The following is a 17,470-nucleotide window of genomic DNA, read 5'->3' as shown; positions in this document are numbered from 1 at the left end:
CCTTCCATGACGCCAGTGACAACAAGATCAAAGCCACCGCCAAGAACCTCGGCGGGCACCACTTCCACGGAGAGGGAAAGTTCCTGGAAATGTATTCCTGAACCATAATGGCCGGGGTCCCCGGCCGAACCTTTCCATCTGGCGGCGCGGCCCCGACTATCTCCGCTGCCTGTTATTTCTTCATCTTATGGCTACACTTTCTCGGGACATTCCGGATGCTATTTTGCACGGCCAGCTAGACATAACCTTCCGCCGCTACAATGTGCCGGCTTATGTAAGATAGGAGTTGCATCCGGAGAGATCTATAATGTCTTCGGAGCTCTCTTCTGACTCTCCCGCCAAATTTTTAATCATTCTGTCTGTTGCATTTCTCAAGAGGAGGTGGCGTTCCGCCCGATTCCGGGTGATGCCGCGTCTTTCCGCTTGCGTCTTAAGCTGGTAAGTTCCGCTTTTGGTCCCCTTCTTTCTAGCTCTCTCGGGAGTTGGAAGTCTAGGGACAGATGTCATGCCGGAGAGGCGCCACACAATGGACATTACGGCGGTAAAAATCTTATCTGCCGCTAAAATAAACGGGGCGACTAGGCATGATACTCAAATATCTGAGGGCGTCCGATTGGGCCGTTGTGGCATTATGCGTCGTGCTCATCGCATTGCAGGTTTACCTGGACCTTGAGGTCCCAGCATATATGGCCAACATAACCACGGTGCTCAACACCGGCGGAACCACCGATCAGGTTTTGGACGAGGGAATCCCGATGCTCGTTTGCGCTTTCGGAAGTTTGGTCTCCTCCGTCGTCGTTGGATACCTATCTGCCAGGACTGCGACCTCCCTCGCCAAGACCGTCAGGAAAAGGCAGTTCGATTCGGTTCAGAGCTTTTCTTCCGAGGAGATAGGCAGATTTTCGGTTGCATCTCTGATCACCCGCAGCACCAACGATGTGAACCAAGTAATGATGGTCATAGCGATCGGGCTGCAGGTGATGGTCAAGGCACCGATCATGGCTGTCTGGGCCGTCTCCAAAATCATTGGCTCGGATTTTAGATGGACATCAGCAGTTGCGATTTCCGTTCTGGTGATGCTGGCCATCATCGCAGCAATCATGATATTTGTAGTGCCGAGATTCAAGAGGCTCCAGGGCTACACTGATGATGTGAACGCCGTCACCAAGGAAAGCATCGAAGGCATACGCGTCATCCATGCCTACAATGCCGAGGAGTTCCAGGAGAGCAGATTCAAGAAGGCCAACGGGATTCTTACAGGAACCCATCTCGCAGTCACCAGAGCGCTGGCTTTTCTGGGCCCCGGGATGCAGACTGTGATGAATCTGATGTCGCTTTCCATCTATTGGATCGGAGCCAGCATCATCAACGAGGCGACCGGGATGATGAGGATAGAGGAATTCTCATCTATGATCGTGTTCTCAGCGTACGCGCTTCAGATAGTGGCTTCGTTCATGATGATGACCGCCATCTTTATGATACTGCCCAGGGCTCAGGTAGCGGCGCGCCGCATTGAGGAGGTCATCGACACGGAGCCATCCATAAAGGACGGGGGCATAGAAAAGTCTCCGGACGGGCGCGCGGGGGAGATCGAATTCGTGGATGTGGGATTCAGATATCCGGGCGCCAAGGAAGATACGTTCAGCGGGATAAGCTTCTCAGCCAAAAAGGGGGAGACCGTCGCCTTCATCGGATCCACCGGCAGCGGGAAAAGCACTCTGGTCAATCTGATACCGAGGTTCTACGACGTCACTTCCGGGAAGATCCTGGTGGACGGCGTGGACGTCCGCGATTATGATATCGCATCGCTGCGCGAGAAGATCGGCTACGTCCCCCAGAAGACGGTTCTGATGAGCGGCACGATAGAATCGAATGTCAACTACGGCAGCGATTCTGAGAGCCGCACTCTGGATGACGTCAAGCGTGCGATCAGAATCGCTCAGGGAACCGATTTTGTGGAGAAGGCGGAGGGGCAATACGGATCCAGGGTGGCCGAGATGGGGAACAATTTTTCCGGAGGCCAGAGGCAGCGCCTTTCCATCGCCCGCGCCGTATGCAGGGATCCGGAGATCTACATCTTCGACGATTCATTCTCAGCTTTGGATTACAGTACGGACCGCGATCTCAGATCCGCTCTGAAGAAGGAGGCGGCGGGAGCAACCAAACTCATCGTCGCGCAGAGGATCGGCACGATAAGGGATGCGGATAAAATCGTCGTCCTTGACGGAGGCAAAGCCGTCGGTATCGGCAAGCATGAGGATCTTCTCATCAATTGCCCGGTATATCGCGAGATAGCGTCCTCGCAACTTTCCGCGGAGGAGCTGGGAATATGAGGATCCGCGACAGAATCCGGGATGAGAAGCCGAACGATTTCGGTTCTGCCTGGAAGAGGATCTTCCAATACATGGGGAGATACAGATACGCTTTCTATGCCGCCATCGGGATGTCCGTCGTAGGCACCGCGATATCGCTTGCCGGGCCCAACATGATCCGGGACATAACCGATCTGATCAAGGACGGCCTGGGCCCCGGAACTCCGATCGACATCGATGCGATAGCGTCCATTGGCGCGAGCCTTCTGATACTGTATGGAATCAGCGCCGCTCTGCTTCTGACCCAGAACCTAATAATGTCGACCATCACCCAGAAAACGGCAGGGAACCTTCGCGACGACATCTCAGAGAAGATAGACAAGGTCCCGCTGGGATTCTTCGACGGATCCAGCTCGGGAGATCTGATGAGCCGCGTCACCAATGATGCGGACAGCATGGGACAGGCGATGAACCAGAGCCTCGGCATGATGATATCGTCGGTGACATTGTTCTTGGGGTCGCTGGTCATGATGTTCGTCACGAACGTCCCGATGGCGATCACAGCCGTCCTGTCGTCGCTTCTCGGCATCTCCATGATGATAGCCATCGTCAAAATGTCTCAGAAGCACTTCGATATGCAGCAGACGAACCTCGGCCGCATGAACGGCCATGTCAGCGAGACTTATTCGTCGCATCTGATCGTCAAAGCGTTCGGAGGCGAGAGGAGCGCGACCGATAGGTTCGACGGGATAAACGACGATCTCACCCACTCGTCCTTCTTCGCGATGTTTATATCGGGGACGATGATGCCGATCACCAATTTCGTCGGCAACTTCGGATACGTGATGGTCTGCCTCGTGGGCGCGGTGCTCGTCATCGACGGGAGCGCCACCATCGGCACCATAGTCGCGTTCATGATCTACATCCGCCTGTTCACCCAGCCTCTCTCCCAGATATCCCAGGCGCTCACCAATATGCAGTCGGTGGCGGCCGGAGCTGAGAGGGTCTTCGCATTCCTGGATGAGAATGAGCTCCCCAAGGAGGAAAGCAAGAGAACCCGCTTGGATCGCGCCGTCGGACACGTGGAATTCAGGGATGTCCATTTCAGCTACGTCCCGGGGAAGGAGGTCATCAAAGGCTTTTCCGCGGACATCAAGCCCGGGCAGAAAGTGGCCATCGTAGGTCCCACCGGAGCCGGCAAGACGACCATAGTCAACTTGCTGATGAGATTCTATGACATAGGCAGCGGCGAGATTCTCATCGATGGGATTCCGGTCAGCGAGATGTCCCGCTCCAACGTCCATGAGCAGTTCTGTATGGTGCTTCAGAACGCTTGGCTCTTCGGGGACACAGTCAGAAACAACATCGCTTTCAACAGGGAAGGCGTTACATTAGAACAGATCAGGGAAGCCTGCGCCGCGGCGGGGATCGACAGGTACATCATGTCTCTTCCCGAGGGATACGATACCGTCATCAGCGAATCCACTGAACTTTCCGCGGGCCAGAAGCAGCAGCTTGTGATAGCGAGGGCGCTTATAGACCGCTCTCCGATGCTAATTTTCGATGAGGCCACAAGCTCAGTCGATACCCGGACGGAGAAGGTGATACAGGAAAGCTTGGATCGCCTTTCAAGCGGCAGGACTTCGTTCGTCATCGCCCACCGCCTATCCACGATCAGGAATTCCGATATGATCCTGGTGATGAAGGACGGAAATATCATAGAGCAAGGGAACCACGGCAGCCTGATGGAGCAGGGCGGATTTTACTTCAGGCTATACAACAGCCAGTTCGAAGAGGTGGATATGAGTTAACTCGGCTCGCTTCATTCCTGCCCCCAATCGAGGGGGCAAACCTATCCCATCGCTTCCAGAGCCTGCGCCAGTAATAAGAGGAGAAACGGGGAAAGTGGGTGGCTAGAGATATTATCGTGCGGGTGGCGAATCCGCATACGGATCTTTTTCTGCCGGAGGCGCAATCTTCCATCGCCTTCTTCACGACCGCCTCTTTGGTGACGGTGCCGCCGAACACTTTGGGCGGAGCGTCGAAGCTCGATCTGGCGCCGTCTATGAACGGCGTGTCTACCCATCCCGGGGATACCTCTAGAACCGATATCCCCTTATTCTCGACCTCGTACCTCAAAGAATCCAGATAGCTCCTCACGAAAGCTTTGGATGCTGCGTATACGCCCAGCCTGTAGGCGGCGACGTATGCGGCTTCGGAGCACAGGACTATAATATGCGACCCTCTGCCCATGAACGGGATGCACATGGATACGAATTCCACCGTAGAGGAGATGTTCACCTCGATCATGGAACGCGTCTGCTCTTTGGGGATCGAGAAACTGTCCCCGAAGCGTCCGAGGCCGGCGCATCCGATCGCATAGCGAATGTCGGGTTTTTCTGTTTGGATTATGGTTGCCAACCTGTCCCTTCCGTTTTCATCGGAAAGATCGATCGGGATTATGCGGCATTTCGTGCGGATGCCGGAGGCAATCCCCTCCATGGCATCCGCGCGTCTGGATATCATCCAAATCTCATCGAGATCTTCGGCATCCAGTGCGCGGCAGAACTCGGCGCCGATCCCGGAAGATGCGCCGGTAACTGCCGCAACCTTCGCCATCAGACGAGCACCGCGACAGCGGCAGTGAGCGCGACGACGATCATGATGCCTACCATGGCGAAAGCCAGAACCTTTTTCTTCTGTTCGAGTTTCATAGTTATCTTAGCCCGAATCATGCTTTAGTTATAATATTGTATTGAAAGCTCAACAAATGTTTAGTTCATCTGTAGCAGCATTCCGGGATGGCGTTGGCAGGGGTACGCTTATTGCGGTCTTTTGCGGCCATCCTGATCTGGAGATCGTTGAATTCGTCAGGGGTAAGGATGGTGTCCGCAGTATGCCTTATGAAAAGCTCCTCCCAGCGCATGAAACCTGCGTATACCGGGTTGTGGAGCACGTTGCGCAGATTGTATTTGTTCCATGGATTGCCTTTTCTAGTCAGCATTCCCAATCCATTGAGCTCATAGCAAATGGAATCCACCGTGGAGCCGGCCATGTACTCGGAGAATATGCGATCCGCTATCGCCAGCTCTTCCGGCACCGCTGCCAGAGCGCCCTTTTCTATGGCATAGCCGAATGGCGGCGTGAATCCCATCGTTTTCTTTTTGGAATCCGAGGTCTCCAGCGATTCCGCTTTCTCGCGCATCCCCATGTAAGTTCTCTCGCCTATCTGCTCGCTCTCAAGCTGGGCTATGCGCTGTATCATGTCGACTACGAATCTGCCGAGCGCGTTGGTGGTGTCCAGCGATTCTGAGGATGACACGAATTTCTTCCCATTCTTGTCGAGATTCTCCATCATCAGCATGAAATTCCTGCTGTTCCTGTGGATACGATCCATTTTTATTACGAGGATGACGTCCCAATTCTCGTATTCCGCCATCATCCTGCGGTAAGCCGGACGTTTGGAGCTTCTACCCGAATATCCGTCGTCCTCATAGACCGCAGCCACGTCCCATCCTTCTGCGATGCAATAGTCTTCGAGAAGAGATTTCTGCGCTTCCAAAGAATATCCCTCGGCCGCCTGCTCTTCGGTGGAAACTCTTACATATAGGGCCGCGCGCATCGCACCGCCTCTATCGCGCCGTTGACGGCCTCGAACTTCTCTGAGCTGACGATGGCCTCGTGATCTCCGTGCTTGATTATCCCGTTCCAAACCGAGTATCCGGCGTAGATGGGGTTTTTTAAGATGTTAGCCACAGTTTGGGGTTTCCATCTGCCGCCTTTTTTTGTGGGTATGCCGCTGCTGGACAGGAAATCGGCGATATCTTTCAGAGTTGAGCCGCGTATCCTCATCTCGAACATCATGCGGACCGCTTCCGCCTCCTCCGGAACAACTATCATCTCCCCGCCCTCGAACGCATATCCGTAGGGGTGGGCAGATCCAAGGTGGCCTTTCCCGCTTTTCGCCTTATAAGTCATGCCCAATTTGACTCTCTCGCCGATCTGCTCGCTCTCTAGCTGGGCGATGCGCTGCATGATGTCCATGACGAATCTCCCCATAGCGGTGGTGGTATCGAATTTGTCCTGCATCGAGTTGAATTCTTTTCCCTTGGAGCGGAGGTCGTCCATCATCAGCGCGAAATTTACGCTGTTTCTGTGGATACGATCCATTTTCAGGACCAATAAGAGGTCCCATGAATCGGATTCCGCCATCATGCGGGAATACTCCGGACGATCGACGGTGCGTCCGGAATGCCCCTCGTCCCTGTATATCCCGGCGACTTCCCATCCGCGGACTCTGCAGTAGGCTTCCATCCTTTTTATCTGGGCATCCAGAGAGAAGCCTTCCTTTGCTTGGTCCTCCGTCGAGACCCTCGCATACAACGCCGCGCGCATGCCATCATCTTGCGATCGAACTCTCAGCCCAATCGGAATCGAAACCGGAGAGAGGTCTTCGGCGAGATTTCAGGGAGTCTCGCCTCAGAGTTTTGTCAGGAGGTAGGCTATGATGACCAAATGGATCAGCAGGAAAACGTAGACCAACTTGAACTTCGTCTTTTTGGTCTTGTGCCTGGCGACATTCATCCCCGCCGCCGCGCCGAACGGTCCGATCAGCGCCCATCCCAGCAGGACCGATTCTTTGGTTCTCCATTCCCCGGTTTTGGCTTTGTGTTTGTCCGATACATACATCGCAAACGAAACGATGTTTATCACGGCATAAACCGCCAGGATTATCAGCAACGTAGTTTGGTTCATAGTCTCTCAATAAATTCGTCCACCGATTTCGGCATTCCTTTTTCGTTCATCTCCGGCTCTTTCTTGTTGAAGAAAACCGCATCAGGTATGCCCAGCGATTTGGATACTGCCGAGCATTGCTTGCTTCCTTTGTCGCCGTTGTACATGCAGCATATGAAAAGTTTGACATCCTTGCCGTTGAGCTGGCCCTTGTTCTTGCCGATGAATTCGACGACCTGTTTGTAGGGCTTTCCGGCGTGGATCCCAGTCCCGAAGACCACCGTCTGATATATGCTGAGATCTATCTCGGTGATGTCTTTGAGATCGTAGCTGTCGCCGTCAGAATTTTTGGCTATGTATTTGGCTATCTTTTCGGTGTTCTTAGTGAAACCCGAGGCGTATAATACCGCCGTCTTTACCATCGTATCCCTTCTTTGCGCAGGATGACGCGCATCGGTTGCGCACCCCTTCCTTAATCTCCTAATTGTGTCAATAATATAAAATCGGTCGCAAAATGTTATTTAATATCATGCATGATACTTAGCTATGAACGACAAGGCCCCCGAGTATTGCCCGGTCAACGCCGCCATGTCCGTCATCGAAGGGAGATGGAAGCCAACCATTCTGTGCATGCTGTCCAGAAACGGGGCGATGAGGTTCTCCGAGCTGCAGAGGATGATAGGAGGCATAACGTCCAGGATGCTGTCCAAGCAGTTGAAGGAACTGGAATCCGATGGGATGATAGAGCGGTTGGTGTCCTCCTCGGGGAAACTGAAGGTCACATATGCCATCACGGAGAAGGGGAAATCGATAGAGCCGATACTGATCGAGCTTTCGAAATGGGGGGTGGAGCATCAGATGGCGAAGGTTATCGTTCCCGATTCATCGGAAAACCCGCAGGATTCCGGGCAGACTATTTGAATCAAAGTCGCGTTTCTCGCACGTTACAATGGCATACGTAGTGAAGATCATCGATCCCGACCGCTCTTCGGAGCTGCGCAAGAAAGCCCTGAAAACAAACTGTTACAGCTCAAAAGCGGACATAAACGGCATCTGTGTGGAGCTTTTCACTCCAAATAAGAAATACATCGAGATGTGGACGGATAATTTCTACCACATGTCCGACCGCGTCCGCGCGCACGCCAGAATTTTTTGCTTATCAGATCCGGAGACGGATCTCCATGTCGAATACGATTACGTGAACTCCGTCGCTTTCCTCTTCAATTTCGACTATTATGGATGGGTCAAGAGCATCGCGCTCGGTTTGGCCGGGAACATCCTGGAGGAGCAGGGCATATTCGCCGTCCACGGGGCTGCCCTCGATATCGACGGGGTCGGCGTGACGCTAATAGCCCCATCCAAAACGGGAAAGACCACACAGTCATGGGGGCTTCTGAGGAAGGAGAACACCTACCTCATCACCGACGACTGGTATTTCGTGGAGTTCGGCAGCGGGCGTCCCACGGCAACCGGATCCGAGAAGAATTGCTACATCGACGCCGACATCGGAGACGTCTGGGAGGAGTACAAGCCGCTAGTCAGCTGCGTCGAGTTCGACAACAAAGGCCGCGGAATCGGAAACGTCAGGTGGGTTGCCGGGGAAGGATCGGTCATCGACAGGACATCCATGAGATATGTCCTCCTTCTCAAGAGAGATGCCAGCGATCCGACCATCATAAGGAAAATGGGGGTGGGGGAAGCCCTGGATTATCTGTCGTCCAACGATTTCTGCAACCCGCATCAGCTTGTCAGGGATCCGAGGAGGGTGAAGATGCGCACCGAGTTCTTCAGAAGATATCTGTCGCATTGCACAGTCCTGATGGTGAATACCACCTGTCCCGCCGAGGAGACCCAGAGACGCATCAGAGAGGCTCTGGATTCGTGACGAATAACTGTGGGGGATGCCGGCGCCGGCGATGGATATGCTGTCCTCGCCGACGTCGCATCCGCACACCAATACTTTTACGCCGCTTCTCTCAGCCTTTTCCATCTCCTCCCCGAATTCCCTGTGGGTTGCGTAGTTGGGGACGAATTCCTTCATCCCGCCCATCTGTACTACAAGCACAAGATATGCTTCGTACCCATCCTCGACGCATTTTCTGAGGCCTCTCAGATGTTTTACGCCCCTTTCCGTGGGAGCGTCCGGGAACATGCAGACGCCATCGTTCTCCAGCGTAACTCCTTTCACTTCGACGAAGATTTTTCTGCCTCCGGATTCAACGTAGAAATCGAACCTCGAATCCCCGCGGAAGCGTTCCGGGAATATTTTCGGGTTCTCGCCGAACAATCCTGATGGGCGGATGAATTCCTGGAAGACTTTGTTCGGGGCTTGCGAGTCGATGTTTATGAGCAGGTCCCCTTTGTATGCCGCGACCAAATCGTACGCTGTCTTCCTGGATGCGTTCGCCGACTTTTCCAAAATGACGGTGGTCCCCTCTACTAGGATCTCTTTGCATCTGCCGGTGTTCTTGACATGGCATTTCTCGACCTTGCCATCTATCTCGCAGATCGCTATGAACCGGTTGGGCCTGTTTCTGAAGATGCCTGTGATTATGCGGCCGTAGTGCATTTGCTCCCACTTTTATGACGGACTGTGTCGGACATACTGCAGGGAATCATTCGCCAGAAAAAACTCCCGGTATTCACGTATATTCGCATCGGGCAGATGGTGATCGGAGGTTAAAACGTTTCCAATCTTTCGGATATGCATATCATCTCTAAGATTCTGCGTTTTCTCGATTTCTTTCATAAGAGATGTTTCACCCTCGGTATAAAAGAGTATTATGACGCTTAACATTCGATGTCAACTATGGATATTATGATTCCTTTATCCATCAGTTACCGTAGAATATCCCCCAGACCTCGTCTGTGGTTGCCATCATATTAGAAACATATTCTTGACCGTTGAGACGATGCGATTGAAACACAGCGGATGGGTTCCAATTCCGTTTTACCCAGGCGGAAAAAATATCATTCCATCAGATTTCACCTTTGCCTTCGCTAATGTGGATATACATCATACCCTATTATGGCTACCATGAGCCCCTATTTCACTCTCGACAGCATTCCTCCGGATGTGATCTACGTTTTGGATACGGAGACCACCGGCTTGGAAGGCGCTCCAAAAGATCTGGTATTGGATGTTGGCATATGCAAAGTGAGCTTGAGAAGGGGGACAGTGGAGGATTGCTATTCGTCAGTTCTCGGATATGACGTCGAAGAGTGGGATGATTATCTCACCGGCGCCTGGATATTCAGCAATTCGGATCTGACCATAGAGGACATAGCGTTCGCGAAGAAACCAGCGCTACAAGTCATAGACGAGGTCAGGCGCATCCTCAAAGGCAAGGACGTCACCACGTACAACAAGCAGTACGACTTAGGCAAATTCCTGTATCAGGAGCCATGGGGGATGAGAGGCTGGTTCAACGAGTGCGCCGATATCATGAAGGCGGCGGCCGAGGTGTGCAAGATTCCCAGCAAATTCAGCGGCGGCGGATACCAGTATCCGAAGCTGGATTACGCATACGGGACCATAACCGAAGGCGATCCCGCGGGAATCGAAGGGAAGCAGGACCACAGGGCGCTTTCCGACGCCCGCGCCGCTTCCTGGCTGATGGTGAAGATGTTCGCCGACGGGGATTACCGCCCCTGAATTGTGCTTGGAAGCCCATCTCCCAAGCCGATGCGGCAGCGCGGTTCAGATATTTTTAAGTCGTATCCTCCATATCGATATCGTCCGCATCCAGCATGCGGGAATCGGATGTGATAGCATGGCTGACAGGTATTGCCCATATTGCGGGGAGCTGGTGCCCACCAATTCTCTGACCTGCCCGAAATGTTACAAGAAAATCCCGGCCGAGCCAGAGGTCTCCGGCAAGAAGAGCAGCGGCGGTACCGGCGGCAATACCGGCGGCGGCAGCGCAGGCAAGAAGAGCCCGGATGGGACGTTGGCGGCAATACTCGCAATCATCCCGGGTCTGTTCGGATTGCTTGGACTGGGGCTGATCTACAAGGACCATACGTCGCGCAGCGGTTATTTCCTGCTCATAGTCGGGTTGCTGATCTTCGCGCTGTTCGTCCTGATAATAACGTCGAAATTGCCGATTCTCAACATCATTTTGGCGATACCGGTAGCCATAATCTACGGTCTGATGTATATCGGGAACATTTTCGCCACCATAATCTCAACCTCAGCGATCAAGATATTCCGATCGGAACATCCCAGCTTCCATAAGGGCGGAAAGTATCGACGCAGTCATTTGGGCCCTTTCCGCCGCGCCTTTTTTCCCTTCGGTCCCGGCCGGATCATCCGGGCATATTTTCTTGTATGCGGTCTCCAAAGGATCCGCCTTCTCATCGGGAAGGGGCTTAGCCTGGGCGGGGACGAACCGGGATATCGAGGGCAGAAGCGTCACTTCCCTGGTGAGGTCCCAAGGCTCGAAGCTGAGGTAGCGGCCGAAGACCTCCCCGACATCGAAGGAAACGCATTCCCTCCCGACCAGGACGTTTCTCACGCGAGCAACGGCTTCACGCTCTTCGATCCCTATGTAAAGCGATTCGGCGTTTATCCCGTAGCGTTCCGAGATGTAATCGAGCGAATCCTTCCCGAGGTCGAGGGGATCGGCTTGTATGGCCGCGGAATAAGCGGTATCGTAGAATCCGCCTTCCTCCTCCACCCTGCAGATAGAGATTTGGAGGACTTTTCCCCAAGGGATCCCTCTGGGGTCGCTGTCAGCTGTCTCAACAACGTAAATGTCGCCCATGATACAGGCCATGGCGTCATCGGATATCCTTTTGATTGTTTTTGATGCGAGTATTATGGTCAGTTTCCTATATCCGCAGGCGATTACCTGTCCCATGGACCGCATGAAGACGATAGACGAGATCTATTCGGAGGTGTCGGATTGCACTCTGGTCATAACCAACGATGTCGCGCTCATGACCGCGCTCAACGCGAGGGTGGACCGGCCGATGATCGGGACGTTCGCGACCACTCCGCGCGGCATCGCCAGATTATGTTCTATGGAGACACTTGGCAAGCCCATCCTGAGCGATATGGCTTTGGTCAGAGCGATCTGCGACGATACCGGATACGATTTCCGCACCGTCCATGGTGAGGTCCAGAACATACGTCAGATCAGGAAGTACACCGCCGACGTCAGGAAATACATGGCGACCAAAGTTTCCAGAAGGGTGCTGGATTCGTTCGAGAGCCTTCCCACGATCGAGAGGGCGATGTCCTCTTTCGACCCGGAAAAAAGCGCTTTCTTCACGGAGCAGCGGGGAGAGATAGCTGTCATAGGGACAGAATTCTTCGACGATCTGGACAAACATTTCATACCGTACGACTGCAGGTTCGTGGACATATTCTAGGACGGGGAATTCGAGATAGAGGAGATCCGCGAGGTCGGCAACGACAGGGAGATCGCCGCGAACATGGTCGATCTGATCGACGGAAACAACGCGGACGATTGCGCCGTGGTCTTGGACGCATCATCGCCAATCACCGATTCCGTAAGATCAGCTCTTTACTCGAAGGGAATACCATTCCACAACAGATTGGGCGTCAGGGATCTGGCGCAGATCCGCGATTACCTCCAGTTCGTGACGCTGTCTCTCAGCTACGATATCCTCCATGTCAGAGATGTCAGAGAGCTTTATTCGAACTACAACGGGTTTTTCCTTCCGGGTCTCGACTGGTATCTGCTGTCTAAGCTGGAATCTGCCGATTCTAGGGAAAGGGGGGCGGAGCTCATCGATCTCATGAGGGACGCGCGCTCCATGACTTTCGGCGAGATGAGGGAGAGGCTGTGCGACAGGCGCGCCAAAATCCAGGTGGGCATAGTCCTGGAGGATCTTGGGCTGTCGGATAAGAGGATAACCGGGGAGCTGGTAGGGGAGCTGAGATATGCGGTCGACAATCTCCCAGACCTGAGGCACAACGAAGAGGTTCCATTGGAAGAGAAGTCGGGAGTGCTGATAGCGGACTGCAAGAATTCCGTGTTCGTGGACAGGTCGCTTATCTTCTTCCTGGATATGGATATGACCTGGGACATCTCGGTGGCCGGGATGAGATACGCGGATTCGGAGGCGGAGGCGGAGAAGAACGCCATGCGCCTGACCGCGCTGCTCCAGCAGGGGGAGAGGCGCGTCTATATGGTCAACGCCACGAAATACGGCAGGCGGGCCCGTCCAGCGCTCACTTTCGACGCCATACTCGGCAGGCCGGCCGATTCCTTCGCGGACATATCCGGGAGCATAGTGAAAGGCAGGTGGCATTCCGAGCGGGAAGAGGTCCGCCAGTATCTTGGAGAAGAACGTCTGGAGGACGCGGAGACCATCATCGGAGCATTCTCCAAATCCGCTTTCAATAGCTATTTCTCGTGCCCGAGGATGTATTTCTTCAGCAGAATAATATCGTCTTCCGAGACCGACGCGGCGGATTTCGGGAATCTGGTGCATGAATTTGCCCAGCTGTACATCTGCTATCCGGAAATAGTCAGGGAAGAAGGATTCGACAAGCTGGTCGACATCGTCTCCGGCCGCTATTCCGGACTTTCGACTCCGCTCATGGAGAAGATAGACCGCGACAGGATAGCATGCGCCATGCGCAACGTGGCGAGATACATCGACAGCAGGAACATCGGGACGGCGCCACTGGACCGGCCTGCCGACGAGGACCATCCCAACAGATTCTTCCAGCGCTACGGTCTGGACAGATGGAGCAGCGTGAGCGAGGTCGGCGCCGTCTCCAGGGACCATCCCATGTACGGGAAATTCGATGCGGTAGCGTCGGGCGTGGTGATGGATTTCAAGACGGGGAAAGCCAAGACGGGAGATGACATACGCAAAGGGATGAGCGCGGACAACCCTTCCAGATATCCGGAGTTCCAGCCTATTATGTACTCAGTCCTCGCAGCGGAGAGCATCGGGAAGAAGGATCTGGAGCTCTTCTACGCCATGGAGAACGATTGGGAATCCATGGGCGAAGGATACGACATAAACAGGAACGTCAGGACGGTTCGCCTGATGGAAGAGCGCCTGGAGGAGATAATCAGGGGCGATGTGCTTCTTAGGAGGCAGATGGAAGAGAAGCTGGCCAAAGAGTTCAGGGAGAACGCTGACGAAGTCCTTGCGGCGGTGGCGGAAAATTCGAGCGGGCTCAAGCCCAGCGAATGGGACAGCAATCCTTCGATGGTCTCTGCCGTGTTGGAGGCAGCAGGTCTGAAGAGAACCGATACGAACGCCGGAAAGGCCGCGGCCGCCCTCAGGAAGATTGCCAAAGCGGTATCGGAGGGCATGCTCTCCAATGACGACACGGTCGAGATCTCTCTGGACGCGCGCAACGAATTCATAGACATGCTCGAGCAGATGCACAAGGAGGCGATGGAATACGCGTGCAGCAGCTTCCCTGCCAGACCTAAGGTGAGATGCGAGGATTGCAGGTATCTTTCCGTATGCACCGCGGACAAAACCGATGCCGGCGAGGAGACGGTAGGATGAGCGAGCTCAACGACACCCAGAAGAGAATCGCCGAACTCACGGAAGGCATGGTGGTGGTGGATGCCGGTCCCGGCACAGGGAAAACGCATACCATCGTCCAGAGGTACGTGAACATAGTCACCAAAGAAGGCGTGAGCCCGTCTGATGTCCTTCTGATGACGTTCACCAGAGCGGCCACTTCCGAGATGGAAGAGCGCATAAAACGCAAGCTGACCGAGATAGGCAGGCCGGACCTGAACAGGGACGTCAGGGCGATGACGTTCGATGCCTTCTGCCTGATGATCGTGAGCGAATACGGCGAGGAAGTCAGCGATTTCTTCGGGATCAAAGAGGCTCTGTCGCGCGCAGTCACGATGGAAGAGAACGAGTCTCTCAGCAGGAAATATTTCAAGCTGTTCTTCGACGGTTTCAACGCGGACAGGGGCGAGGACTACGGCGACTCTGCGGTGATCCTTTCCCAGTATCCAGATGATGTGGACGACCTTCTCAGAAGGCTGATGACCAAAGGGATCATTCCGCTCAAGAACGGATGGTTCGGCATCGATCCGGAGAAGGAGCTCCTCGGGGATTCCGAGAAGCTGATGGAGATGCTCCGCAATAAGAACGTTGTCAAACCCGGGCGCAAAACAACCAGGTCCGAAATCGCCGATAAGCTGTTCGGTCTGGATGCCGGCGATTACGGTCCGGATCTTCCCGCCGATGATGGATTGCCCCAGCTGTCCGAAGAATTGCTGGAGTCCATAGCGCGCGAGGACCGCGGGGAACTTCTGAGATACATCCATGACATCTATTTCGCGTACATCAGAAGGAGCATCTCCGACAACCGCCTCAATTTCGGGCTCACCGCGATGTTCGCTTTCATACTGCTGTACGACAGCGAGAGTGTCAGGGAAGAATTCAGGCAAAGGTATCTGATGATAGACGAGTTCCAGGACACCAACGCCAGCCAGCTCATGATCGCGCTGATGGTCCTCTCGGAGCCCAACCTCTGCGCGGTAGGAGACTGGAAGCAGGGCATCTACGGTTTCAGGTATGTTTCCATCGATAACATCACCGATTTCGAGGCCAGGGCGGTCAGGTTCAGGCGGTTCCTCAACGATGACTTCAAGAGGGTGGCGTTCAGCATCCCGGAGGTCGCCAAGATACCTCTGGATATCAACTACAGATCGTCGCAGAAGATAATCGACGAATCCTTCCAGTGCCTCAAAATAAAGGGGTCAGAGAAGGACGGGAGCATAGATGAGGAGCAGCTCAACAGGGACGTCGTCCGCCTGAGGCAAGGCAGGGATGATCTGGATGAAAGCCTGACATCGGTCAGATATCTCAGGGCCAGCAAAGAGGATGAGGCCGACGAGGCGATCAGATGCGTCCGCGAATACATGTGGTCAGGAAATTACGAAGTGTGCGACCGCGGGTCCAGACGTCCGATGAAGTTCAAGGACATCGCCATAATATGCAGGACCACGAAGGTCTGCCGCCTCGTCATGGAAGCGGCGGAAAGGGAGGGAATCCCAGCTTTCCTCCAGGGCGATGTCGAGATAATGTCCACCCGCGAGGGAAAGCTTGCGCTCGCATGGCTCCGCTACGTCAACAATGAGCGGGACGATGCCGGGTATCCAGTCATCATGGCTGACATCGGCTACCCATTGGTGGAGATCAGGCGCGTGAAGTCTGGCTACAAGGAGTTCATCCCGCCGGAGATCGATGCACAGCGCAAAGAGCTGTACAGAAAGAGGCGCAGAGTCACCGACCTTCTCACGCACCTGTATTCGTTCTACGGTCTGGACAACGACATCACGCACGCGATCATCACTACGCTGTCTTCCGTCCATAGAGGCTCTCTGATGACTCTCTCAGATCTGGCGATGCTGATCGAGGACGACATCGCGAACCATACGACATATACTGTCGAGGCTTCGATAGACCGCGATGCCGTGACCATAATGACCATGCACAAGTCCAAGGGCCTGGAGTTTCCGGCTGTCATCATACCGTACATGGATTCCGGGATAACGCCGCCGATCGTCCGCTCAAGAGGGCGCATCCTATACGATGAGCTGACCGGCATCAGATGCGCGGACGTCATAGGGCGCTTCGGGGATTATTCGAAAGTCTGCAGGTCGTGGAGGACCGCTCTGGCCGTGTCCGCCGTCGAGAAGGATTTCAGCGAGGAGAGGCGCATAATGTTCGTGGCAGTGTCCAGAGCGAAGCAGTATGTGAGCTTCATCGCCGGCAAACCCTCGCAATTCATGAAAGATCTGTCCGATGACAAATACGGCTCGGCTTGCGACGCAGAGGCTCCGGAGCATTCCTTGGAAGCGCCGAAGGCTGAAAGGCCTTTGGTATCCGGCTATCGCCCAAGAAGGCGCAGATTCGGGGTACATGACATCATGGATCTGAAGATCGATGAGGGCCAGGAGGTCTCGGAGGAATGCGATGAATTCTGCGGCAAAGGCATGCAATACGGGACCGACGTCCATGAGGATGCTGAGCGCATGTTCAGGGGGATCCCTCTGGACCGCGATCTGCCGGAGCACAAAGAGATCAGGAAGGTTCTGGATTCCATAGAGGGAGCCGATCTGAGCTATGCCGAGATGGAATGCGGCCTTCCCTTCAATGACATAGGAGTTACGGTCAGAGGCATCATCGATCTGATAGCCATTTTCCCGGACAGGGTCGAGATCCACGACTACAAAACCGATGAGGCCGACCGTTTCGAGGACGAATACAAAATCCAGCTTTCGGTCTATGCCCATGCGGCATCCGGATTCTACGGGAGGAAGGCGGTCTGCCAGATAGATTACGTATCCCAGGGCCGCGCAGTCAGATTCGATCCGCTGCCTTTGGATGTCATAGAGGAGCGGGTGAGGTCGAGGGCATCCATAAGCTCCGGCGATGAGAGCATCGAACTTTGACGG

Annotated in this window: 14 protein-coding genes and 1 pseudogene; 8 read left to right on the top strand and 7 right to left on the bottom strand. The window is 54.3% G+C overall.

Annotated elements, in window-relative coordinates; all coding sequences use genetic code 11:
- Positions 1-584 precede the first annotated feature (584 nt).
- Positions 585-2,333 carry an ABC transporter ATP-binding protein gene (locus IKP20_06310; protein ID MBR4504564.1) on the top strand — a complete coding sequence of 583 codons (1,749 nt, stop codon included), beginning with the start codon at positions 585-587 and terminating at the stop codon, positions 2,331-2,333.
- Complete coding sequence (locus IKP20_06305) at positions 2,330-4,123, top strand: ABC transporter ATP-binding protein (GenBank protein ID MBR4504563.1); 1,794 nt, start codon at positions 2,330-2,332, stop codon at positions 4,121-4,123. The genes IKP20_06310 and IKP20_06305 overlap by 4 nt, the downstream gene beginning before the upstream one ends.
- On the opposite strand, the gene IKP20_06300 is transcribed toward IKP20_06305, so the two are convergent.
- The 5 genes from IKP20_06300 to IKP20_06280 form a co-directional block, all read right to left on the bottom strand.
- Positions 4,080-4,931: an SDR family NAD(P)-dependent oxidoreductase gene (locus IKP20_06300; GenBank protein MBR4504562.1), complete on the bottom strand. Its 852-nt coding sequence runs from the start codon at positions 4,929-4,931 to the stop codon at positions 4,080-4,082. The genes IKP20_06305 and IKP20_06300 overlap by 44 nt on opposite strands.
- 160 nt (positions 4,932-5,091) lie before the next feature.
- A complete protein-coding gene (locus IKP20_06295; protein ID MBR4504561.1) occupies positions 5,092-5,934 on the bottom strand; it encodes a recombinase family protein in 843 nt (280 codons plus the stop codon).
- Positions 5,913-6,707, bottom strand: coding sequence for a recombinase family protein (locus IKP20_06290; protein ID MBR4504560.1), 795 nt, complete (start codon positions 6,705-6,707; stop codon positions 5,913-5,915). Before IKP20_06290 ends, IKP20_06295 begins: the two co-directional genes overlap by 22 nt.
- Positions 6,708-6,791: 84 nt before the next feature.
- Positions 6,792-7,067: a DUF1294 domain-containing protein gene (locus IKP20_06285; protein ID MBR4504559.1), complete on the bottom strand. Its 276-nt coding sequence runs from the start codon at positions 7,065-7,067 to the stop codon at positions 6,792-6,794.
- Complete coding sequence (locus IKP20_06280) at positions 7,064-7,468, bottom strand: hypothetical protein (GenBank protein ID MBR4504558.1); 405 nt, start codon at positions 7,466-7,468, stop codon at positions 7,064-7,066. Before IKP20_06280 ends, IKP20_06285 begins: the two co-directional genes overlap by 4 nt.
- 124 nt (positions 7,469-7,592) lie before the next feature.
- Between IKP20_06280 and IKP20_06275 the strand changes: the two genes are divergently transcribed.
- Both IKP20_06275 and IKP20_06270 read left to right on the top strand, forming a co-directional pair.
- Positions 7,593-7,967, top strand: a complete 375-nt coding sequence (locus IKP20_06275) for a helix-turn-helix transcriptional regulator (GenBank protein MBR4504557.1) — start codon at positions 7,593-7,595, stop codon at positions 7,965-7,967.
- A gap of 28 nt (positions 7,968-7,995) precedes the next feature.
- Complete coding sequence (locus IKP20_06270; GenBank protein MBR4504556.1) at positions 7,996-8,931, top strand: hypothetical protein; 936 nt, start codon at positions 7,996-7,998, stop codon at positions 8,929-8,931.
- 12 nt (positions 8,932-8,943) lie between these two features.
- Here the strand turns inward: IKP20_06270 and sfsA are convergent.
- Positions 8,944-9,615: pseudogene (gene sfsA, locus IKP20_06265) on the bottom strand (DNA/RNA nuclease SfsA).
- A gap of 468 nt (positions 9,616-10,083) precedes the next feature.
- Between sfsA and IKP20_06260 the strand changes: the two are divergent.
- Positions 10,084-10,701 carry a 3'-5' exonuclease gene (locus IKP20_06260; protein ID MBR4504555.1) on the top strand — a complete coding sequence of 206 codons (618 nt, stop codon included), beginning with the start codon at positions 10,084-10,086 and terminating at the stop codon, positions 10,699-10,701.
- A 538-nt stretch (positions 10,702-11,239) separates the two neighbouring features.
- Here the strand turns inward: IKP20_06260 and IKP20_06255 are convergent.
- The gene (locus IKP20_06255; protein ID MBR4504554.1) at positions 11,240-11,908 is read right to left on the bottom strand and encodes a hypothetical protein; all 669 of its coding nucleotides are present in this window, start codon (positions 11,906-11,908) and stop codon (positions 11,240-11,242) included.
- Between IKP20_06255 and IKP20_06250 the strand changes: the two genes are divergently transcribed.
- The 3 genes from IKP20_06250 to IKP20_06240 all read left to right on the top strand — a co-directional run bounded on the left by IKP20_06250 (position 11,907) and on the right by IKP20_06240 (position 17,467).
- Positions 11,907-12,422: a hypothetical protein gene (locus IKP20_06250; GenBank protein ID MBR4504553.1), complete on the top strand. Its 516-nt coding sequence runs from the start codon at positions 11,907-11,909 to the stop codon at positions 12,420-12,422. The genes IKP20_06255 and IKP20_06250 overlap by 2 nt on opposite strands.
- A gap of 63 nt (positions 12,423-12,485) precedes the next feature.
- Positions 12,486-14,552, top strand: coding sequence for a PD-(D/E)XK nuclease family protein (locus tag IKP20_06245; protein ID MBR4504552.1), 2,067 nt, complete (start codon positions 12,486-12,488; stop codon positions 14,550-14,552).
- On the top strand, positions 14,549-17,467 hold the full coding sequence (locus IKP20_06240) for a UvrD-helicase domain-containing protein (GenBank protein ID MBR4504551.1): 2,919 nt from the start codon (positions 14,549-14,551) through the stop codon (positions 17,465-17,467). Before IKP20_06245 ends, IKP20_06240 begins: the two co-directional genes overlap by 4 nt.
- Positions 17,468-17,470: the final 3 nt, after the last annotated feature.

The sequence above is a fragment of the Candidatus Methanomethylophilaceae archaeon genome (genome assembly GCA_017524805.1).
In the GTDB taxonomy this organism is placed as follows: Archaea; Thermoplasmatota; Thermoplasmata; order Methanomassiliicoccales; family Methanomethylophilaceae; genus Methanoprimaticola.
The sequence above is the reverse complement of the archived record's forward strand: the minus strand, read 5'-3'. Positions and strand labels throughout refer to the sequence as shown.

Bases quoted from the DNA above. Each gene is read 5' to 3' on its own strand.
- IKP20_06310 (MBR4504564.1), top strand. From the start codon at position 585: ATGATACTCAAATATCTGAGGGCGTCCGATTGGGCCGTTGTGGCATTA.
- IKP20_06305 (MBR4504563.1), top strand. From the start codon at position 2,330: ATGAGGATCCGCGACAGAATCCGGGATGAGAAGCCGAACGATTTCGGT.
- IKP20_06300 (MBR4504562.1), bottom strand. From the start codon at position 4,931: ATGGCGAAGGTTGCGGCAGTTACCGGCGCATCTTCCGGGATCGGCGCC.
- IKP20_06295 (MBR4504561.1), bottom strand. From the start codon at position 5,934: ATGCGCGCGGCCCTATATGTAAGAGTTTCCACCGAAGAGCAGGCGGCC.
- IKP20_06290 (MBR4504560.1), bottom strand. From the start codon at position 6,707: ATGCGCGCGGCGTTGTATGCGAGGGTCTCGACGGAGGACCAAGCAAAG.
- IKP20_06285 (MBR4504559.1), bottom strand. From the start codon at position 7,067: ATGAACCAAACTACGTTGCTGATAATCCTGGCGGTTTATGCCGTGATA.
- IKP20_06280 (MBR4504558.1), bottom strand. From the start codon at position 7,468: ATGGTAAAGACGGCGGTATTATACGCCTCGGGTTTCACTAAGAACACC.
- IKP20_06275 (MBR4504557.1), top strand. From the start codon at position 7,593: ATGAACGACAAGGCCCCCGAGTATTGCCCGGTCAACGCCGCCATGTCC.
- IKP20_06270 (MBR4504556.1), top strand. From the start codon at position 7,996: ATGGCATACGTAGTGAAGATCATCGATCCCGACCGCTCTTCGGAGCTG.
- IKP20_06260 (MBR4504555.1), top strand. From the start codon at position 10,084: ATGAGCCCCTATTTCACTCTCGACAGCATTCCTCCGGATGTGATCTAC.
- IKP20_06250 (MBR4504553.1), top strand. From the start codon at position 11,907: ATGGACCGCATGAAGACGATAGACGAGATCTATTCGGAGGTGTCGGAT.
- IKP20_06255 (MBR4504554.1), bottom strand. From the start codon at position 11,908: ATGGGACAGGTAATCGCCTGCGGATATAGGAAACTGACCATAATACTC.
- IKP20_06245 (MBR4504552.1), top strand. From the start codon at position 12,486: ATGGTCGATCTGATCGACGGAAACAACGCGGACGATTGCGCCGTGGTC.
- IKP20_06240 (MBR4504551.1), top strand. From the start codon at position 14,549: ATGAGCGAGCTCAACGACACCCAGAAGAGAATCGCCGAACTCACGGAA.